18 protein-coding genes are annotated in these 18,112 nt (G+C 49.4%); 13 read left to right on the top strand and 5 right to left on the bottom strand.

From position 1 onward, the window contains the following. Positions 1 to 46: 46 nt before the first annotated feature. The 13 genes from FVF72_RS01890 to FVF72_RS01830 all read left to right on the top strand — a co-directional run bounded on the left by FVF72_RS01890 (position 47) and on the right by FVF72_RS01830 (position 12,228). A complete protein-coding gene (locus FVF72_RS01890; RefSeq protein ID WP_048174849.1) occupies positions 47 to 226 on the top strand; it encodes a DNA-directed RNA polymerase subunit K in 180 nt (59 codons plus the stop codon). Positions 227 to 277: 51 nt separating this feature from the next. Then, entirely contained in the window at positions 278 to 1,528 is a 1,251-nt protein-coding gene (gene eno / locus FVF72_RS01885) for a phosphopyruvate hydratase (RefSeq protein ID WP_048174851.1), read from the top strand. 24 nt (positions 1,529 to 1,552) lie between these two features. Continuing rightward, positions 1,553 to 2,149: a 30S ribosomal protein S2 gene (rpsB, locus tag FVF72_RS01880; protein WP_147671053.1), complete on the top strand. Its 597-nt coding sequence runs from the start codon at positions 1,553 to 1,555 to the stop codon at positions 2,147 to 2,149. A gap of 9 nt (positions 2,150 to 2,158) precedes the next feature. Further along, entirely contained in the window at positions 2,159 to 3,001 is an 843-nt protein-coding gene (locus FVF72_RS01875; RefSeq protein WP_048174856.1) for an MEMO1 family protein, read from the top strand. A gap of 10 nt (positions 3,002 to 3,011) precedes the next feature. Further along, complete coding sequence (gene mvk / locus FVF72_RS01870; protein WP_013295354.1) at positions 3,012 to 3,929, top strand: mevalonate kinase; 918 nt, start codon at positions 3,012 to 3,014, stop codon at positions 3,927 to 3,929. Positions 3,930 to 3,958: 29 nt separating this feature from the next. Then, a complete protein-coding gene (locus FVF72_RS01865; RefSeq protein ID WP_013295355.1) occupies positions 3,959 to 4,753 on the top strand; it encodes an isopentenyl phosphate kinase in 795 nt (264 codons plus the stop codon). A gap of 160 nt (positions 4,754 to 4,913) precedes the next feature. Then, on the top strand, positions 4,914 to 5,960 hold the full coding sequence (fni, locus tag FVF72_RS01860; protein WP_147671052.1) for a type 2 isopentenyl-diphosphate Delta-isomerase: 1,047 nt from the start codon (positions 4,914 to 4,916) through the stop codon (positions 5,958 to 5,960). Between the two features lie 4 nt (positions 5,961 to 5,964). Further along, positions 5,965 to 7,317, top strand: a complete 1,353-nt coding sequence (locus tag FVF72_RS01855) for an RNase J family beta-CASP ribonuclease (RefSeq protein WP_013295357.1) — start codon at positions 5,965 to 5,967, stop codon at positions 7,315 to 7,317. Continuing rightward, the gene (gene idsA, locus FVF72_RS01850; RefSeq protein WP_013295358.1) at positions 7,314 to 8,291 is read left to right on the top strand and encodes a short chain isoprenyl diphosphate synthase IdsA; all 978 of its coding nucleotides are present in this window, start codon (positions 7,314 to 7,316) and stop codon (positions 8,289 to 8,291) included. Before FVF72_RS01855 ends, idsA begins: the two co-directional genes overlap by 4 nt. Before the next feature lie 3 nt (positions 8,292 to 8,294). Beyond that, the gene (gltX, locus tag FVF72_RS01845; protein ID WP_013295359.1) at positions 8,295 to 9,953 is read left to right on the top strand and encodes a glutamate--tRNA ligase; all 1,659 of its coding nucleotides are present in this window, start codon (positions 8,295 to 8,297) and stop codon (positions 9,951 to 9,953) included. A 225-nt stretch (positions 9,954 to 10,178) separates the two neighbouring features. Then, entirely contained in the window at positions 10,179 to 10,481 is a 303-nt protein-coding gene (locus FVF72_RS01840; RefSeq protein WP_013295360.1) for a nucleotidyltransferase domain-containing protein, read from the top strand. Next, positions 10,474 to 10,842, top strand: a complete 369-nt coding sequence (locus FVF72_RS01835) for a HEPN domain-containing protein (RefSeq protein ID WP_013295361.1) — start codon at positions 10,474 to 10,476, stop codon at positions 10,840 to 10,842. The genes FVF72_RS01840 and FVF72_RS01835 overlap by 8 nt, the downstream gene beginning before the upstream one ends. 150 nt (positions 10,843 to 10,992) lie before the next feature. Continuing rightward, the gene (locus FVF72_RS01830) at positions 10,993 to 12,228 is read left to right on the top strand and encodes an LL-diaminopimelate aminotransferase (RefSeq protein ID WP_197538716.1); all 1,236 of its coding nucleotides are present in this window, start codon (positions 10,993 to 10,995) and stop codon (positions 12,226 to 12,228) included. A 134-nt stretch (positions 12,229 to 12,362) separates the two neighbouring features. Here the strand turns inward: FVF72_RS01830 and FVF72_RS01825 are convergent, their stop codons facing one another. From FVF72_RS01825 to FVF72_RS01805, 5 genes are all read right to left on the bottom strand, one after another. Continuing rightward, positions 12,363 to 12,944 carry a zinc dependent phospholipase C family protein gene (locus FVF72_RS01825; protein ID WP_013295363.1) on the bottom strand — a complete coding sequence of 194 codons (582 nt, stop codon included), beginning with the start codon at positions 12,942 to 12,944 and terminating at the stop codon, positions 12,363 to 12,365. A 92-nt stretch (positions 12,945 to 13,036) separates the two neighbouring features. After that, entirely contained in the window at positions 13,037 to 15,721 is a 2,685-nt protein-coding gene (locus FVF72_RS01820) for an FmdE family protein (RefSeq protein WP_048174862.1), read from the bottom strand. A gap of 212 nt (positions 15,722 to 15,933) precedes the next feature. Further along, positions 15,934 to 16,797: a hypothetical protein gene (locus FVF72_RS01815; protein ID WP_144245638.1), complete on the bottom strand. Its 864-nt coding sequence runs from the start codon at positions 16,795 to 16,797 to the stop codon at positions 15,934 to 15,936. Positions 16,798 to 16,947: 150 nt separating this feature from the next. Then, positions 16,948 to 17,472 (bottom strand): hypothetical protein, encoded by a 525-nt coding sequence (locus FVF72_RS01810; protein ID WP_147671051.1) that lies wholly within the window; start codon positions 17,470 to 17,472, stop codon positions 16,948 to 16,950. Positions 17,473 to 17,592: 120 nt separating this feature from the next. Continuing rightward, the gene (locus FVF72_RS01805) at positions 17,593 to 18,111 is read right to left on the bottom strand and encodes a hypothetical protein (protein WP_013295365.1); all 519 of its coding nucleotides are present in this window, start codon (positions 18,109 to 18,111) and stop codon (positions 17,593 to 17,595) included. Position 18,112 lies beyond the last annotated feature (1 nt).

Below are 18,112 nucleotides of genomic sequence, written 5' to 3'. Positions count from 1 at the left end.
AACAATCCAAGAACCTCTATTTTAAGTTTTTCTTGGAGGCAATGAAATGGCGTCAAAAAAACTCACACGTTTTGAAAGGGCTAGGTTGATAGGTGCCAGGGCACTCCAGATATCAATGGGTGCAAGGCCCCAGGTTGAGATTCAGGAGTCACTGGACCCTGTTGATATAGCCAGGAAGGAACTTGAAAAGAAGGTAATGCCACTGGATGTTAGAAGAGACAAATAAACTCTAATAAACCACTATTTTTCCATGTAGAGTTTATTGTGAGGTGTTTTTGTGGAAAGTATAATTGAAGATGTTAGAGTAAGAAAAATTCTTGATAGCAGGGGAAACCCCACGGTTGAGGTTGATGTTATAACCTGGAACGGCTTTGGAAGGGCAGCAGCCCCCAGCGGTGCAAGCACAGGTTCCAGGGAGGTCAAAGCATTCCCATCAGGTGGGGTTGATGAGATCATAACAGAGGTTGAGGATATAATCTCATCAGAACTCATAGGAATGGATGCCGTTGACCTGCAGGACATAGACCTGGTTTTAAAGGAGATTGACGGAACAGAGAACCTCTCATCACTTGGAGGAAACACTGTAGTGGCCGTCTCAATGGCAACTGCCAGGGCGGCTGCTTCATCATACAACATGCCCCTCTACAGGTTCCTTGGCGGTAACCTTGCAACTACCATACCATACCCCCTGGGCAACATGATAAACGGGGGAGCCCATGCCGGAGAGAACGCTCCTGACATACAGGAGTTCCTTGTGGTTCCTGTGGGTGCGGAGGATATAACAGAAGCGGTATTTGCAAATGCAGCCGTCCATAAGAAGATAAGGGAACTCATACAGAAAAAGGACCCCTCATTCACAGGTGGTAAGGGTGATGAGGGAGGATGGGTGCCAAGCCTCTCAAACCATGATGCCCTGGAGATACAGGTAACAGCCTGTGAGGAGGTAACAGATGAACTTGGCGTTGAGGTAAGGCCGTCACTGGACCTTGCAGCAAGTGAATTCTGGGACCCTGAACTTGAAAGGTACGTCTACAAACAGGAGAAGGTCCAGAAGGACACCGGTGAACAGATAGAGTTTGTCAGGGAGATCATTGAGACCTACGACATGTACTATGTTGAGGACCCCTTCCATGAGGGCGACTTTGAGGGCTTTGCTGAACTCACCTCACTTGTGGGGAACCGCTGCATAATCTGTGGTGACGACATCTTCGTAACCAACAGGGAGATACTCAGAGAGGGCATAGAGATGGGTGCCGCCAATGGTATAATAATCAAACCAAACCAGATAGGTACACTCACAGACACCTACCTGACAGTCAAACTTGCCCGTGAGAACCGTTACACCCCGGTGGTCTCCCACAGGTCAGGTGAGACAACGGATGATACAATAGCCCACCTTGCAGTGGCTTTCGGGGCACCACTCATCAAGACAGGTGCCATAGGCGGCGAGAGGATAGCCAAACTGAATGAACTCATACGCATACAGGAAGAGATTCCTTATTCAACCATGGCGGAACTGCCATTTTAACATCAAACTTACTGAGGTGATATATTGTCAGAACTACTGATACCACTAGACAAATACCTTGCAGCAGGACTGCATATTGGAACACAGCAGAAAACAGCTGATATGGAGAAATACATCTACCGTGTAAGATCAGATGGGCTCTACGTCCTTGATATAAGGAAAACAAATGACAGAATAATAGCGGCCTCAAAGTTCCTTGCAAAGTATGAGCCAGATGATATACTGGCTGTATCAACGAGGCAGTATGGACAGGAACCTGTCAGGAAATTCGGTGAGGTGACAGGTGCAAGGACAATACCCGGCAGATTCATCCCGGGCACACTGACAAACCCCAACTATGCAAAGTTCATTGAGCCACAGGTGCTGGTTGCAACCGATCCCAGGTCAGATTCACAGGCAATAGTCGAGGCCAAACAGATAGGCCTGCCTGTTGTGGCACTCTGCGACACAGAAAACCTGCTTGGAAATGTTGATATCGCAATACCCGTCAACAACAAGGGCCGTAAAGCCATAGCCCTTGTTTACTGGCTCCTGGCAAGGCAGCTGCTCAGGGAGAAGGGTGTGCTCAAGAGGATGAGGACCTGGATAATACCTCCCACTGAATTTGAACTGAAAATTTAGAGTGGTTCTATGATAAGAAGACCTGCAGTGGCGGGAGCTTTCTATGAGCGGGACCCTGAAGCCCTCAGAAGGCGAATTGAGTGGTGCTTCAACCATGAACTGGGGCCGGGCGGTCTGCCGGTCAGGGGTTCCGCCAGGGACATAAAGGGGGTGATCGCCCCCCACGCAGGTTACATGTACTCAGGACCTGTGGCAGCCCACGCCTACCATGAGATGGTATCAGACGGTATACCTGAAACATTCGTGATAATCTGCCCCAACCACACAGGCATGGGGTCAGGCGTCTCACTGATGCAGAGGGGAGCATGGGAAACACCCCTCGGTGTCGTGGATATTGACAGTGAACTTGCAGAGGTCATTGTAAGGGAATCCGGTATCATTGATATTGATGGGACAGCCCACCTCGGAGAGCACAGCTGTGAGGTCCATGTACCATTCATCCAGTACTTCACAGATAGATTCAGGATAGTCCCCATCACCATGTGGATGCAGGACCAGGAGACAGCCACAGACGTTGGACATGCAGTGGCTGCAGCGATTGAGAGGACAGAAAGGGACGCGGTTGTCATTGCAAGCACTGACTTCACCCACTACAGCCCCGCCGATGTTGCAGGATCCATTGACAGCAGGATAATTGAGAGGATAACCGAAATGGATGATACAGGCATGTACGGTGTTATAACGGAACTCAATGCAACCATGTGTGGTTACGGGCCAGTGGCCGCCAGCATCACAGCATCCAGGATGCTCGGAGCCAGTGAGTGCAGGCTCCTGAAGTATGCCACGAGTGGTGATATAACAGGGGACCAGAGTTCAGTTGTGGGCTATGCCTCCCTTGTCCTGAGAGGCTGAGGGTGAAACATTGAAGTCACGGGCATCAGCACCTGCCAAGGCCATTCTTTTTGGTGAACATGCCGTTGTATATGGGAAACCGGCGATTGCAGCTGCAGTAGATAGAAGGGTGACTGTAACCCTAGGGGATTCATCTGAAAACCGGGTTACCATACCATCCCTGGGAGTTGATTTCAGGTCTGAATCCAGCCCAAGGGGAGGTATTCTTGACTACGTTGGGAAAACCCTCAAACTCTACCATGACGGGTCACCACTCAGTATCCAGATCGAAATGGAGATACCGGTGGGGTCGGGCCTTGGCTCATCAGCAGCACTCACAGTTGCACTCATAGGGGCCCTTGATGAATACCATGGAAGGGAATCAGAACCTGAGGATACCGCAGCGAGGGCCCACAGGGTTGAACTCGAAGTCCAGGGAGCCGCAAGTCCCCTTGACACCACAGTGAGCACATATGGCGGTCTGGTGTACCTTGACAGTCAGAGGAATGTGGAAAAGGTTAATGCGCGGCTTCATGATCTTGTAATAGCGCACCTGGACCATTCAGGTGACACCGCAGAGATGGTTGCAGGAGTCGCAGAGCTCCGAAGCAGATTCCCGGATGTCATGGATGGAATCATGGATGCAGTTGAGATGATAACCATGAGGGCATACAGGGCACTTATGAGTAACAGCCCGGAACCCATAGGGGACCTTATGAACATAAACCAGGGGCTCCTTGACGCCATGGGCGTGTCCACAGGGGAACTTTCAATGATGGTCTATGAGGCCAGGAGTGCAGGTGCAGCCGGCTCCAAGATCACAGGTGCCGGGGGAGGCGGAAGCATAATAGCATACTGCCCTGGCTGCGCAGAAGATGTTGCTGAGGCCCTTAACAGGAACTGGAATGCAATGAAGGCCAGGTTTTCAGAAGAGGGCCTGATCAGGTAAAACTTCTTATCACTTAAAGGGGCATCTTGATGATCATTCTCAAGGTAGGTGGAAGTGTAATTACCAGAAAGGACTCTGAGGAACCTGAAATAGATTCAGAAAACCTTCAGAGGATAGCCTCAGAGATTGCAGACGCTTCACCATTATCACTCATGATAATACATGGGGCCGGATCATTCGGCCACCCATTCGCAGGAAAATACAGGATAGGATCTGAAATAAAGGATGAGGAGGAATTCAGAAAGCGGAGATTTGGATCCGCACTCACACAGAACTGGGTCAGGAAACTCAACACACACGTCTGTGATGCGCTCCTTGATGAGGGAATACCGGCGGTCTCCATGCCCCCATCAGCATTCCTGAGGGCAGAGAATGGCCGCATCCGGGATGCTGATCTTTCAATGATAAAATCCTACCTGGAGGAGGGGATGGTCCCTGTAAGTTACGGTGACGTGATCCTTGACTTAAACACCAGTGTGAGGTTCTCTGTGATATCAGGTGACCAGCTCATAAACCACTTCTCCATCAGGTTAGGGCCAGAGAGGGTCATACTGGGAACCGATGTGGACGGGGTTTACACCAGGAACCCAAAGAAATACCCTGATGCGAGGCTTCTTGACGTTATAGGATCCCTTGATGACCTCGAATCCCTTGATGGGACAGTTAATACTGACGTTACAGGTGGAATGGTTGGTAAGGTGGGGGAACTCCTGGCCCTCGCAGAGAGGGGTATAGAATCAGAGATAATAAATGCAGGTGTACCTGGAAATATCCTGAGGGCCCTCCGTGGAGAGGCTGTGAGGGGCACCAGGATCAGAAAATAAATCATTCATATCACGATCATAACCTGATAGTTCAGGGTTACAGTTAAGGGAAATTTGAAGGCCAGATCATCGATTCAGATCATCAATTAAGGGAATTAAGACATGATCATAACCTGATAGTTCAGGATTATCAATTAAGGGAAATTTGAAGGGCGTTAAAATGATTTCGGATAGAAAACTGGAGCATTTGATCCTGTGCACAAGCTGTGACGTGGAGTACAGGAAGAGCACAGGCTTCGAGGAAATTGAAATGGTTCACAGGGCCATACCTGAGATAAACCGGGAAAAGATAGATATAGGACTGGATTTCCTGGGTAAAGAGCTTTCATCACCCATAATGATAAGTGCAATTACAGGCGGGCACCCTGCAGCCCTCAAAATAAACAGGGAACTTGCAAGGGCCGCAGAGGAACTCGGAATTGCACTTGGACTTGGAAGCCAGAGGGCAGGTGTTGAACACCCTGAGGTTGAGGAGACCTACGCCATAGCAAGGAAAGAGGCCCCATCAGCAATGCTCGTGGGAAACATTGGAAGCTCCCACATCGAATATGCAGAGAGGGCAGTTGAGATGATAGATGCAGATGCACTCGCAGTGCACCTCAACCCCCTCCAGGAGTCAATACAACCCGGAGGCGACGTGGACTCAACCGGGGCCCTCGAATCCATATCATCAATTGTGAAGTCCATGGATGTCCCTGTAATGGTCAAGGAGACAGGCGCAGGTATATCCTCAGAGGACGCCATAAAACTTGAAGCATGCGGGGTGGCGGCCATAGACGTTGCAGGTGCAGGCGGAACCAGCTGGGCCGCAGTTGAAACCTACCGTGCAGACGACAGATACCTGGGTGAGCTTTTCTGGGACTGGGGAATACCCACCGCTGCAAGCACAGTGGAGGTTGCAGAGTCAGTAAACGTGCCTGTGATTGCATCAGGGGGTATACGAAGCGGACTTGACGCTGCAAAGGCCATAGCCCTAGGTGCAACACTGACTGGAATAGCACTCCCGGTACTTGAAGCTGCAGGCCAGGGTTACAGGGCCGTTGTAAGGGTAATTGAAAGGTTCAACGAGGCACTTAAAACCGCCATGTACCTTGCAGGTGCGGAAACACTTGACGATCTTAAAAATTCACAGGTCATAATAATGGGCCGAACCAGAGAGTGGCTAAATGAAAGGGGCTTTGAAACAATAAAATACGCCAGGAGGTAATAATTTGAGCGTAGAAGTAATAGCGATCGGCGGATACGAGGAAGTAGGTAAGAACATGTCCGCCGTTAAGGTGGGGGATGATGTTGTAATATTTGACATGGGGATTCACCTTGACAGGGTTCACATACATGAGGACACAGACATTGCAAGGATGCACAGCCTGGACCTCATAGAGAGGGGTGTCATACCCGATGATACCCTCATGAAGGACGTTGATGGAAAGGTCAGGGCAATAGTGTTCACACACGGGCACCTGGACCACATAGGGGCGGTTGCAAAGCTGGCCCACAGGTACCAGGCCCCCATAATAGCAACACCCTACACAATAGCACTCATAGAGAGGACAATAAAGGCAGAGCGAAAGTTCAATGTCCTAAACACACTCCAGGTCCTCAATGCAGGGGAGAAGTGCCAGATATCCCCTGGTATAACACTGGAGTTCATACAGTCAACCCACAGTATACCACAGTCAGTTATAGCAGCACTCCACACACCGGAGGGTATAATAGTCTATGCACTTGACTTCAAATTCGATGACCACCAGAAGATATCACCACCACCTGACTACCACCGCCTCAGGGAGCTTGGAAGGAAGGGCGTCCTGGCAATGATAGTTGAAACAACCAGGGCCAACGAGAAGCAGGAGGTCAAGACACACTCAGAGAAGGTTGCAAGGATAGTCCTTGAGGATATAATGAAGAACCCCCTTGAGGAGAGGAACGGGATGATAGTGACCACCTTCTCCTCCCACATGGAGCGTATACAGGCCATAAGTGACATAGCATCACAGAGCGACAGGCAGATGCTCCTCCTTGGAAGGTCAATGGAGAGATACTGTGGACTCGCAGAGGCCATGGGCATACTCAAACTCCCTGAGAATGCCAGCATATATGGAAGTCCAAAGGCTGTTAACAGGGCCCTTGCACGTGCAGAGGCAAAGCGTGAGGATTACCTCCTCATCACAACAGGTCACCAGGGGGAACCCGATGCTCTGCTGCCTAGGATAGCCAATGCAAAGACCCAGTTCCGGATAAAGAGGGGTGACAATGTGGTGATATCAGCCCCCGTCATACCCAACCCCATGAACGTTGCAAACAGGAACCTCATGGAGCGTCGCCTGGCATCAAGCGGTGCAAGGATCTACACAAATGCACACGTATCAGGGCATGCAGGTAGGGAGGACCACAGGGACTTCATAAGGATGCTCAACCCCATGCACATAATACCAGCCCACGGAGACCTCAGCATGCTCTCGGCCTACGCCGAGATAGCAGAGGAGGAGGGCTACAAGCTGGGTAACGACATACACATCTTGAGGAATGGACAGGCACAGGTATTTAATGGAGGTATCCGATGACGGAAGTATTAGATATTCTCAGAAAGTACTCTGAAGTGGCCGATAAGAGGATAATGGAGTGCATCAGCGACATAACACCTGATACGCTCCTTAAGGCATCAGAACACCTCATAACAGCAGGTGGTAAGAAGATAAGACCTTCACTTGCACTCCTTAGCTGTGAGGCTGTAGGCGGAAACCCTGAGGACGCTGCAGGGGTGGCTGCGGCCATAGAACTGATACACACATTCTCACTCATTCACGATGATATAATGGATGATGATGAGATGAGGCGAGGGGAACCCTCAGTCCATGTCATATGGGGTGAACCCATGGCCATACTTGCAGGGGACGTCCTCTTCTCCAAGGCCTTCGAGGCCGTCATCAGGAACGGGGACTCAGAAAGGGTGAAGGATGCCCTTGCAGTGGTGGTTGACTCATGCGTTAAGATATGTGAGGGCCAGGCCCTTGACATGGGCTTTGAGGAGAGGCTGGATGTCACAGAGGATGAGTACATGGAGATGATCTACAAGAAGACCGCAGCCCTCATTGCAGCAGCAACAAAGGCAGGTGCCATAATGGGGGGCGCATCAGAGAGAGAGGTTGAGGCCCTGGAGGACTACGGCAAATTCATCGGCCTCGCATTCCAGATACACGACGACTACCTGGATGTGGTGAGTGATGAGGAATCTCTGGGCAAACCTGTGGGCAGTGACATAGCAGAGGGCAAGATGACCCTCATGGTTGTAAAGGCCCTTGAGGAGGCATCAGAGGAGGACAGGGAGAGGCTCATATCGATCCTCGGATCAGGTGATGAGGGCAGTGTCGCTGAGGCCATAGAGATCTTTGAACGCTACGGTGCAACCCAGTATGCCCATGAGGTGGCCCTTGACTATGTGAGGATGGCCAAGGAGCGCCTTGAGATACTTGAAGACTCAGATGCAAGGGACGCACTCATGAGGATAGCTGACTTTGTACTTGAAAGGGAACACTAGGTGATGATGGTGGAGGACCTCGTCTACCGCTACGCACTCATGAATGCTGTTAAGCATAAGGGAAAGGCAAACCCGGGCGCCGTCATGGGGGCCGTTATGAGCAATGAACCTGAACTCAGAAAGAGGGCCCCTGAGGTCAAGGAGGCTGTTCAGGCTGCTGTTGAGAAGGTTAACAGTTTAAAACCCGAAGAACAGCAGAGTGAAATGGAGAGGCTAGGTCTTGAGATCAGGGAGAGGAAGCAGAAGAAGAGACAGGGACTCAGGAACCTCCCTGATGTTAAGGGTGAGGTTGTACTGAGGTTCGCCCCCAACCCCAGCGGACCACTCCACATAGGCCATGCAAGGGCAGCCATCCTCAACCATGAATACGCCAGGAGGTATGATGGCAAACTAATACTCAGAATCGAGGACACCGACCCCCGAAGGGTTGACCCGGAGGCCTATGATATGATCCCCTCTGACCTGGAGTGGCTTGGTGTTGAATGGGATGAGACCATCATCCAGAGCGACCGAATGGAGATCTACTATGAGTACACAGAGAGGCTCATAGAGAGGGGCGGGGCATACGTATGCACATGCACCCCCGAGGCATTCAGGGAATTCAAAAATGAGGGGAAGGCCTGTCACTGCCGTGACCTGGGGGTCAGGGAGAACCTCCAGCGCTGGAGGGAGATGTTTGAGATGCCAGAGGGCTCAGCGGTTGTGAGGGTTAAGACAGACCTCCAGCACCCCAACCCCGCCATAAGGGACTGGGTTTCAATGAGGATAGTGGAGGCCGAACACCCCCGCACAGGTACACGCTACAGGGTGTACCCCATGATGAACTTCTCGGTTGCTGTGGACGACCACCTCCTCGGGGTGACCCATGTCCTAAGGGGCAAGGACCACCTTGCAAACAGTGAAAAACAGGAGTACCTCTACAGGCACCTGGGCTGGGAGCCCCCTGTATTCATACACTACGGGCGCCTTAAGATGGATGACATTGCACTGAGCACATCAGGGGCAAGGGAGGGAATAGTCGAGGGCAAGTACTCTGGCTGGGATGACCCCCGCCTTGGAACCATCAGGGCCATCGCAAGGAGGGGTATAAGGTCTGATGCAATAAGGAAACTCATGGTTGAGATCGGTGTCAAGATAGCAGACTCCACCATGAGCTGGAAGAAGATCTACGGCCTCAACCGCAACATCCTGGAGGAAGAAGCCAGGAGGTACTTCTTCGCGGCAGACCCTGTCAGGTTCGAAATAGAGGGGCTGCCAGGACCCATCAGGGTTGAAAGATCCCTGCACCCTGATAAACCTGAACTGGGTAACCGCATCCTCGAGCTGAATGGGGACGTGTACCTCCCCCGTGGGGACCTCAGGGAGGGTCCTCTCAGGTTAATAGATGCTGTTAACGTGATCTACTCTGATGGTGAACTCAGATACCACAGTGAGGGCATCGAGGAGGCAAGGGAGCTGCAGGCAGCCATGATACACTGGGTTCCAGCTGAATCAGCCCTCAAGGCAGTGGTCGTGATGCCTGACGCCTCAGAGATTGAGGGTGTCATTGAGGGAGATGCCTCAGAACTTGAGGTTGATGATGTGGTACAGCTTGAAAGATTCGGGTTTGCCAGGGTTGATTCATCAGGGGAGAGACTGGTATTCTATTATGCCCATAAATGAATGGGAACCTCTTTAAACCCTTTTTTTCTTGAAGGCCTTTCAGTGGACAGATCAAACAGTTAGACGTCGAAGACGCACGGCTTGTCTGTGAGCGAGATCGTCTTTCAGTGGACAGATTAAACAGGTAGACTCTACTGGGAGCACACATAAATTTAATTATAATGGCGAAAAGATCTGAAACTGTCAATAGATCTTCGGGTTCACACTTCGTTCTGGGGGGTAATGATGAACAGACTTGAACTTGCCAGGAAGTTTTCAGAGTCACTGAATTATCCTGAAATAGAAAAAATAATCCTTTTTGGGTCCGTTGCCAGGGGGGATGATAGAGAGGGCTCTGATATAGACATAATCATAATCTCCACAAAAAAAACTGAAATAAAGGATAAGGTCATAAGGAAGGCGCGCGATATACTCCTCAGTACAGGTGTCCATATCTCAGTTAAGGTAATTTCCCCTGAGGAATACAGGCTTCTGGGGGACACCCATTTCATCTCCAGAATAAGGAAAGAGGGTGTGGTGCTTGGGTGATGAGGAAATTTTAATGGAAAAGGCAGTCAGGAAACTTGAGGCTGCCAGAACACTGTGCGAACATGGATTCTATGGAGATGCTGTAAGCAGAGCATACTACGCAATGTTCTTTGCAGCAAGAGCGCTGCTATCACGGAGGAACATTTACCCGAAGACTCACAGGGGATTGATTTCACAGTTTGGACTCAAATTCGTAAAGAATGGGGGATTCCAGAAGGAGATATTTGACATACTTCTGAGGGCATATGAAGATAGGGAAGAGGCGGATTATGGTATCCTTTCAGAAATAGATCAGAAAGAAGCAATTATTATAATCAAAGGAGCATTGAAGTTCGTGGAGGAATGTAAAACCTTCAGATAAATATCTGAGACCTTATTGTTGATGGCATTCAGCCCCATTAACAGGGATTGCAACTTTTTATACAGCAATTTTTATTAACTCCTGTGGACTACATGATAATATCATTCTTCTTCAGGGAACCTACCTGAAAATTAGTTTCTGAGAGGTTAAATCATGGTGACAGTAAACGAAAACTACCTGCTACTTAAAAGCAGTTACATATTCTCTGAGATAAACAGGAGAGTGGAGGACTTCCAGAGGAAAAACCCTGACGCCGATGTGATAAGGATGGGTATAGGGGATGTTACAAGGCCCCTCCCCTCCGCGGTGGTGGAGGCCTTCCACAGGGCCGTCGATGAGATGGCTCACGAGGAAACCTTCATGGGATATGGACCTGAACAGGGTTACCCATTCCTCAGGGAGGCCATAGCAGAAAACGATTACGCCTCAAGGGGTGTTGAGGTTTCACCCGAGGAGATATTCATAAGTGACGGTGCAAAGTGTGACACAGGAAACATCCAGGAGATCTTTGGACAGGACAATGTGGTCGCGGTGACAGACCCTGTCTATCCAGTGTACGTGGAGAGCAACGTTATGGCGGGAAGGGCCGGTCCCGCAGATGAGACTGGAAGGTACAGTGGTCTGGTGTACATTCCGTGCACAGAGGAGAACGGATTCATACCAGCACTTCCTGAGGAGAAGGTTGACCTCATATACCTCTGCTACCCCAACAACCCCACAGGAACAGCGCTCACAGAGAAGCAACTCGCAGAGTGGGTTGACTATGCAAGGGACAGTGGCAGCATAATACTATTCGATGCAGCGTACGAGGCCTACATACAGGAGGATGGAATACCCCACAGCATCTATGAGGTGGAGGGTGCAAGGGAGGTTGCAGTTGAGTTCAGGAGCTTCTCAAAGAACGCCGGCTTCACAGGTACAAGGTGCGCCTTCACTGTGGTGCCAGAGGAACTGGAGGTCCCCGACAGTCAGGGGAGGATGCACTCCCTTAAGGAGCTCTGGAACAGGCGCCAGACAACAAAATTCAATGGGGTATCCTACCCTGTGCAGAGGGCCGCCGAGGCGGTCTACACACCTGAGGGCCAGAGGGAGATAAGGGAGTCAATAGACTACTACATGGAGAATGCAAGGATAATAAGGGAGAGCCTTGAAAGTGCCGGTCTGAGGTACTATGGTGGTGTTAACGCACCATACATCTGGATAAAGACACCTGAGGGCATGGATTCGTGGCAGTTCTTTGACATGCTACTCAATGAGGCGGAGGTTGTTGGAACACCAGGGTCTGGCTTTGGACCGAGCGGTGAGGGATACTTCAGGCTAACAGCATTCAACTCCCTTAAAAATACTGTGAGGGCAATGGAAAGGATATCTGAACTCAGCTTCTAGGTGAGTTCTGAAAATACACATTATTTTTTGATTATTTATTCTTCAGTGGCTGGTTCAGGTCTCGGAGTTCTGAAAATTTACTTTTTTGATGGATGATGTATGGGTTTATCTTCCAAAAAAATAAAATTGGGGTTTTAATTCATGGCAAGGTTTATTGCCCTGTAGGCTACGCTGGTCCCCATATTGAGGTCCCTCTGGACTATCGAGCTGCTTTTGGTTTTTGTCCACCTTGACCAGTCGCTCCTTCCATTGAGGTAGCCCCGCTGCATGAGGCTGTAGATGTCCCCTGAAACGTAGCTTATGCTGGGTGCAAGGTACGTGGCCTGTTTTTCGTAGCTGTTATGGAGTGTAGATGACTCTCCACTTACACAGTGAGGTGCTGAGAAAGTGTCTGTGATGTAGTGGCTTGCAACACCAAAGCAGTAACTGGCATACCTGTAATTCTTGCTTCTGTAGGCACTCCTACCCCTGTCAAGCCACTTTTTAGCCTCTGTAAAGCTTCTGGGAAAGCTGTGCCTAACAGTATCATGAAACTTTTCGTCAGGGTCGTTGGATCCGTCGATCATGGCGTTAATGTTGATCTTTGATCTCTTGGAGGATGGAAGCTTCTCATAGATGGCCTCAGCGGCGTCATAGTGGGTGACGGTCTTCCATGCATAGGAGCATGGCATCAGCATGAGGACGAGAACGAGAATTAATGACACACCCCTCTTCATTTTAAAACCTCCATGATAATATGAGGGATGCACATGTATAAATTTTTCCTTAACAGGGAGTGATGATATAAAAAATAGAAAAAAGAGGACTTTCACTTTCCAGCTCCGCCCCTCACGAAACCGAAGGCCACGAGGCCAGCGGCCACAAGGACACCCACGATACCATAAACGTACCATGAGGAGTCAGCGCCGCCAGAAGTGGAGGTTGCGTTTGTAACCTCATAGGCCCTCTTAGCCTCCATGGGAGAATCCTCTGAAACCTCAGATGCCGCATTCACATCAGCCGGCGAAGCAGTATGCTCAGCACCCGGCGTGTAATCTGCATGGCCTGCGGTACCATGGGAACCTGAGGGTAAACCCCCGGTTGAACCACCTGTGGAGCCGCCTGGAATGCCGGGTACTCCTCCCTGGTTTCCGTTCTGGCTTCCGCCATTGTTCACCGGGATGAGGTCTTCACGTGTCCTGTTTGCTGGGATGCTGAATATGTACTGGAGCGCATTCATGGACCCTGTACCCCCTGAGAGGAGTATGTTGAGTTCTTCCCTGTTTATGAATCGCTCAGCCGCTTTACTGACCGTCGGCAGGGCTATCAGGTTAGGTGATGAGTAGTCGTGCTTGTAGAGCCTGATATATTCCTCGTACATGTTGGATCCGGCTGCGAAGCGTGGGCCCTGCCAGGTGATTATTGCAACCCTTCCTGTGTTGGTCTTCTCATCCCATACCACTATGTAGCCCACCATTCCATTCATACCGCCCTCTGTCTCGAGCCTTGTCTCCTCAGTTGTCAGCCTCTGGTTGGAGTAGGTTCCCTGTCCAGCTGAAACCCCCAGGAGCATGAAGAGGATGTCATCCTTACAGTTGTCCAGTGTTGTAACGTAGATGTACTTCTCGTTCTCACCCCGGGGATAATTCTGGAATATGTAGTCTGCTATGAGGTAACCGGGTGAGCTTCCACCACAGACATGGTTGTGGAAGAGCCAGCCCATTAGCACGTCGAATGGCGGATCATAGGGGAGTACCTCCTGGATTATGTAATTCGCTGAACTCTGAACAGTGAATGTTCCTGTTGTGAGGTTGTAGTACATTGACCTGATTATCTTCTGGGTCCCGTTGATTAGGCAGAAGTCGAACTTCAGCTGACCCCAGAGCGGTGCATGGACAGGCAGGAGTGTCTTTCTGCTTAACCTTGATCCCAGCACATCGAATATTCCATCCCATACAGCGCCTGTGTCCTGGCCGTTGATCCTCACATAACCTGCGGATGTCAGCACGAAAAGGTGGTAGTCATCCTTCTCAAGGTTTATACCCATTGCCCTGAAGAGCTCCACGGCCTTCTCGGCTGCAAGGCGCCCGATGTTTTTGAGGTCACCGTAGGTGAGGTTTCCTGTAATGTATGTCCTGTTTGCCGGTGTTGCATTCACAAGGTTTGTCTGGTTCAGTATGTAGTTGAGGTCGAGTCCGGCTGCACTGATGGTTGTGTTACCCTTGGTGGGTTCATATCCCATGATATAGTTGACCTGGTCCTGTGTGAGGTTGTCGAATGCGTAGAGGATCTTCACAAGTGATTCGGGACTTGTTGTGAGTTTTTTAACTGCCCATGCATTGAACTTGAGTTCAGAGACCGCCGTGGCTTTTGTTTCCTGTTTGTATTTGTTTATCAGTTCCTGCTGACTGTAGGCCATTATTATGAGGGTTCCTGTCTTTGTCTTTGAGTTCCACCTGATGAATCCAACAATATTGGTGTCCGCCGTTGTGTTGAAACCAACGTAGGCCCTCTTACCTGGTGTTGCGTCCATGGCGTATATGAATACGTCATCGTCTGATCCACCGGGCACACCAACAACCTGGTAACTGACACCCTCCAGTGGAAGTCCGAATTCATTGGTTGCAGGGTAGTATTTTAGGAGTGTCTCTATCATTGCGTATCCGCTGATGGTACCGAGGCAGACGTGTCCATGGAATGCCGCCTCCCTGAGTATGTCAGGTGATAGTCCTATTGCCCATGCGTTTGCAAGGCTTGCTATGGGGAATGTGTCGCTTCCGAGTTTTTTCTGGAGTGCCTGGTACTGTGTGAGTGTCATGTTCTGTGACACGGTTCCAACGTAGAGTGGTGTCATGCTGGCGTTTTTGAAGTATGCCACTATGAGGTCGTTTCCCTTCCTTACGATGAATGCGAAGTCCAGGGGGTCGAGGCGTGTTTTTCTGAGCATCAGAAGGTTACCCTTCCCGTAGCTCACTCTACCGCGGGCCTGGTTGAGTATGCCCTCAAGGACATCCTCTGATGTCTGGTTCCTGTAGTATGCTGTTCCGGCTGTTGTTATAACCAGGACATCACCTGTTTTTGTTAAGTTCAGTATCTTGTCAGCCTTCCTGGTGATCTCCCTTCCCAGTCTGTAGGCGTCTGTGGCGTTCATCCTGAGGGAGAGGTAAGCAGCGTATTTTGTCCCGTAGTCTGTGAGCTGGAATGTGTGTGAGAGTTCCCTGTAACCGGGGGCCCTGACCTTTATGGTGAACCGTGTGGTGTTTGTGATGTTCCCGTAGGTGAAGAGGATCTTTGTTATGTTGGCTGCCGGGTCAAAGGTCCTTGTGAAGTTGATCCTTGTTCCGTTTTCGTCTGTGACTTCCTGTATGTCAGGGTTTATCTGGCTGTTGTCGTCGGCATACTCGTACTTTACATCAACCCCTACCTCACATGAGGTGTCCGCCGCGCTCACTGAACCTGTCAGTGTTACAGCAAAGAGAAGAACAATGAAAGCGATGAAATACTGTCTTCTCATCAAAATTTTCACCTCCTTAAATTCTTTCATAAAAAATAATGATATTCTTAATATATAAAGATTAGTTATTACTAAATTTGGGTAATGGCGAGTAGAAATAATACTTAATTCTGTATGGTGATGGGGTATTGCGCACTTTCAGGTGTGAGAAGAAAAGGGCATTTTAATGGGTTTAAAAATAAAAAGGTATTTGGAGAAGGCGTTTAATGCCTTTATTTCTTCCTTTCTATCCTGATTGAGATTGGGGGTTCAATTTCCTTCTTGCGGATCACCCAGATCGCGGCTCCAAGCACAATGAGGATTATGAGCCATGCGGGTATCACGATGACGGTATCAGATGTCTCTATGGTCTTTGTCTGGTGGTAGCGACCATATTTTATCTCTGTCTTCGCGGTGTAGGGTCCGAATTCTATCCACCCTGGCTTCCAGGTCTCAACCAGTGTGTAGTTGTCTTCGGGGTAGACAACACCGTCGATGGGGACCCTCTGCGTCCCTGTTATCCCTGTGAGTTCAATGGCCCCTGTCATGTTTGCCTGGACGGTACCAGTATTTCTGAGTTTGTAGGTGAACTTACCTGGCATGAAACTCAGAAGAACACTTGGAGCTTTGTGGTCCTCCAGCTTCAGGGACTCCACTATCGGGCCGGGGAGACCCACATATATGGGTACCACCAGTTCAACTCCCTGGACTATCTGTACTTGTCCCGCTGTCCTGTTCTGAACTGGTAACCCCCTTATAACTATGGCCCCTGCGGCGTCAAGGTAGTTTATCTTTCCTGGCGCATTCACTGTGAACCTGATCTTCCTTGACTCGCCAGGTTTCAGTTTGAATGATGTGTTGCCCTCTATGGTTATCCACTGGGCTATCCCCCTGTCGGAGTATACCAGGTTAACGCTGTCCATGAGGAGCCTCTTCTTGGTTACGTTGACGTTCACCTCTTCCTTACCGATGTTTCTCACGGTGATTTCGCCACTCACTGACTGGCCAGGTTTCAGGTTGTACCTGAAGTCTGCTGGTGATGCCCAGAGACCGGTTGCCACTGCGGGTGCTATGTAGCCAAGAATGAATATGATCATTAAGAGGGCTGTTAAATATCTGGTTTTCATTGTCATCCACCTTTCCTATAAAAAAGAGTTTGGGATCGGGACTATAAAAAATTTATTAAAAATTTTTAAAAGAAAGAGGTTGTTAAAAAAGGTATTTTCTTTTTTGTGTTGTTGTGCAGCTTATGGTGGTGCAGCTGTGTTGTGTTTAACTGCTGTGTAGGTGTTTGTGATTGTGTATACACCATCCTCTGTGAATGAAGGCACATTTAGCTGCATTCTTGTTGTCCACTGTGTTGGTGTCCCGGTCCCCTGGGCTGCCTTGTTCATGTTGTCATAGATTTTCTGTGATGACTGGGTGAATGTTAGGTATGATCCTGTAACGTTGCTGAATATTTTGAACCCTGTTATTGGTATTGTGTCTGTTGCTGTGAGGCTTGTGAATGCTGCAGCGTTTGCCTTGACGTAGAGGTCGATTTTAACGTTACCTGTGTTATTTATTGTGAAATCAGGACTTGTACCTGTGTTCCCTGCGTTTATTGATCCAAAGTTAACGTCTGGTACCTGTATTGCGATTGCCTCAGGCACAGTGACTGTCACTGTCTGTGTTGCTGTTGCCGCATATGATGGTGAACTGTATGCACCGAGTGCCACCACAAACATCAGGGCAACTATAAGTGGGATTACCCCCATTATTTTTTCCCTCATATATATCACCAGATTAATTTTTCAGATAAAATTAATTGTCACAGCCCACTATATAAATCTTTCGAGATTTCGTGACATTGGAAACATATAATAAATGAATTTGTGATTATTGTCACAAAATCAGGTTGATGTGTAGATGAGGGTTGTTGAGTATGTGCCTGGATCCGTGTATGTAGGCACAGTTATGTAAAGGCTGAGTGGAACACTTGAGGATCCTATAAATCCAGAATATGTCATTATGACCTGGTTGGAGGTTGTAAATGGCCTCTTGCTTAGGCTTGGTGTGCTGAACTTAAAATTGGAGAGGGGTATCGTGAGTGAACTGTTGGCTGTATTTACAAGGTTGCCTGATGCCCTTACAGAGAGGGTATCACCACCGGCGATTATGTAGTTTACAGTTGCTGTTACAGCGTCGGGGTAGCTCCTCTCAATCCCATCAGGGGGTACCGTTCCAAGGCTGATGGTGGATGGCTCAACGGTTACTGATGACCACAGTGAAAGTGGCTGCACCACACCCCCACGGGGAGTTGAAGTGTTATTCACTGATGAATTGTTTCCAGTCTCATTGACCGCAGCTGCAGTGAAGACACCCATAACCAGCAAGAATAATACCATAACCGGAATCAGCGCTTTTCTCATA

The sequence above is a fragment of the Methanothermobacter sp. KEPCO-1 genome, assembly GCF_008033705.1.
Lineage (GTDB): Archaea > Methanobacteriota > Methanobacteria > Methanobacteriales > Methanothermobacteraceae > Methanothermobacter > Methanothermobacter marburgensis.
The sequence above is the reverse complement of the archived record's forward strand: the minus strand, read 5'-3'. Positions and strand labels throughout refer to the sequence as shown.

Coding starts and splice junctions, on each gene's coding strand:
- FVF72_RS01890 (WP_048174849.1), top strand. CDS start 47: ATGGCGTCAAAAAAACTCACACGTTTTGAAAGGGCTAGGTTGATAGGT.
- FVF72_RS01875 (WP_048174856.1), top strand. CDS start 2,159: ATGATAAGAAGACCTGCAGTGGCGGGAGCTTTCTATGAGCGGGACCCT.
- FVF72_RS01865 (WP_013295355.1), top strand. CDS start 3,959: ATGATCATTCTCAAGGTAGGTGGAAGTGTAATTACCAGAAAGGACTCT.
- fni (WP_147671052.1), top strand. CDS start 4,914: ATGATTTCGGATAGAAAACTGGAGCATTTGATCCTGTGCACAAGCTGT.
- idsA (WP_013295358.1), top strand. CDS start 7,314: ATGACGGAAGTATTAGATATTCTCAGAAAGTACTCTGAAGTGGCCGAT.
- gltX (WP_013295359.1), top strand. CDS start 8,295: ATGATGGTGGAGGACCTCGTCTACCGCTACGCACTCATGAATGCTGTT.
- FVF72_RS01840 (WP_013295360.1), top strand. CDS start 10,179: ATGAACAGACTTGAACTTGCCAGGAAGTTTTCAGAGTCACTGAATTAT.
- FVF72_RS01825 (WP_013295363.1), bottom strand. CDS start 12,944: ATGAAGAGGGGTGTGTCATTAATTCTCGTTCTCGTCCTCATGCTGATG.
- FVF72_RS01820 (WP_048174862.1), bottom strand. CDS start 15,721: ATGAGAAGACAGTATTTCATCGCTTTCATTGTTCTTCTCTTTGCTGTA.
- FVF72_RS01815 (WP_144245638.1), bottom strand. CDS start 16,797: ATGATCATATTCATTCTTGGCTACATAGCACCCGCAGTGGCAACCGGT.
- FVF72_RS01810 (WP_147671051.1), bottom strand. CDS start 17,472: ATGAGGGAAAAAATAATGGGGGTAATCCCACTTATAGTTGCCCTGATG.
- FVF72_RS01805 (WP_013295365.1), bottom strand. CDS start 18,111: ATGAGAAAAGCGCTGATTCCGGTTATGGTATTATTCTTGCTGGTTATG.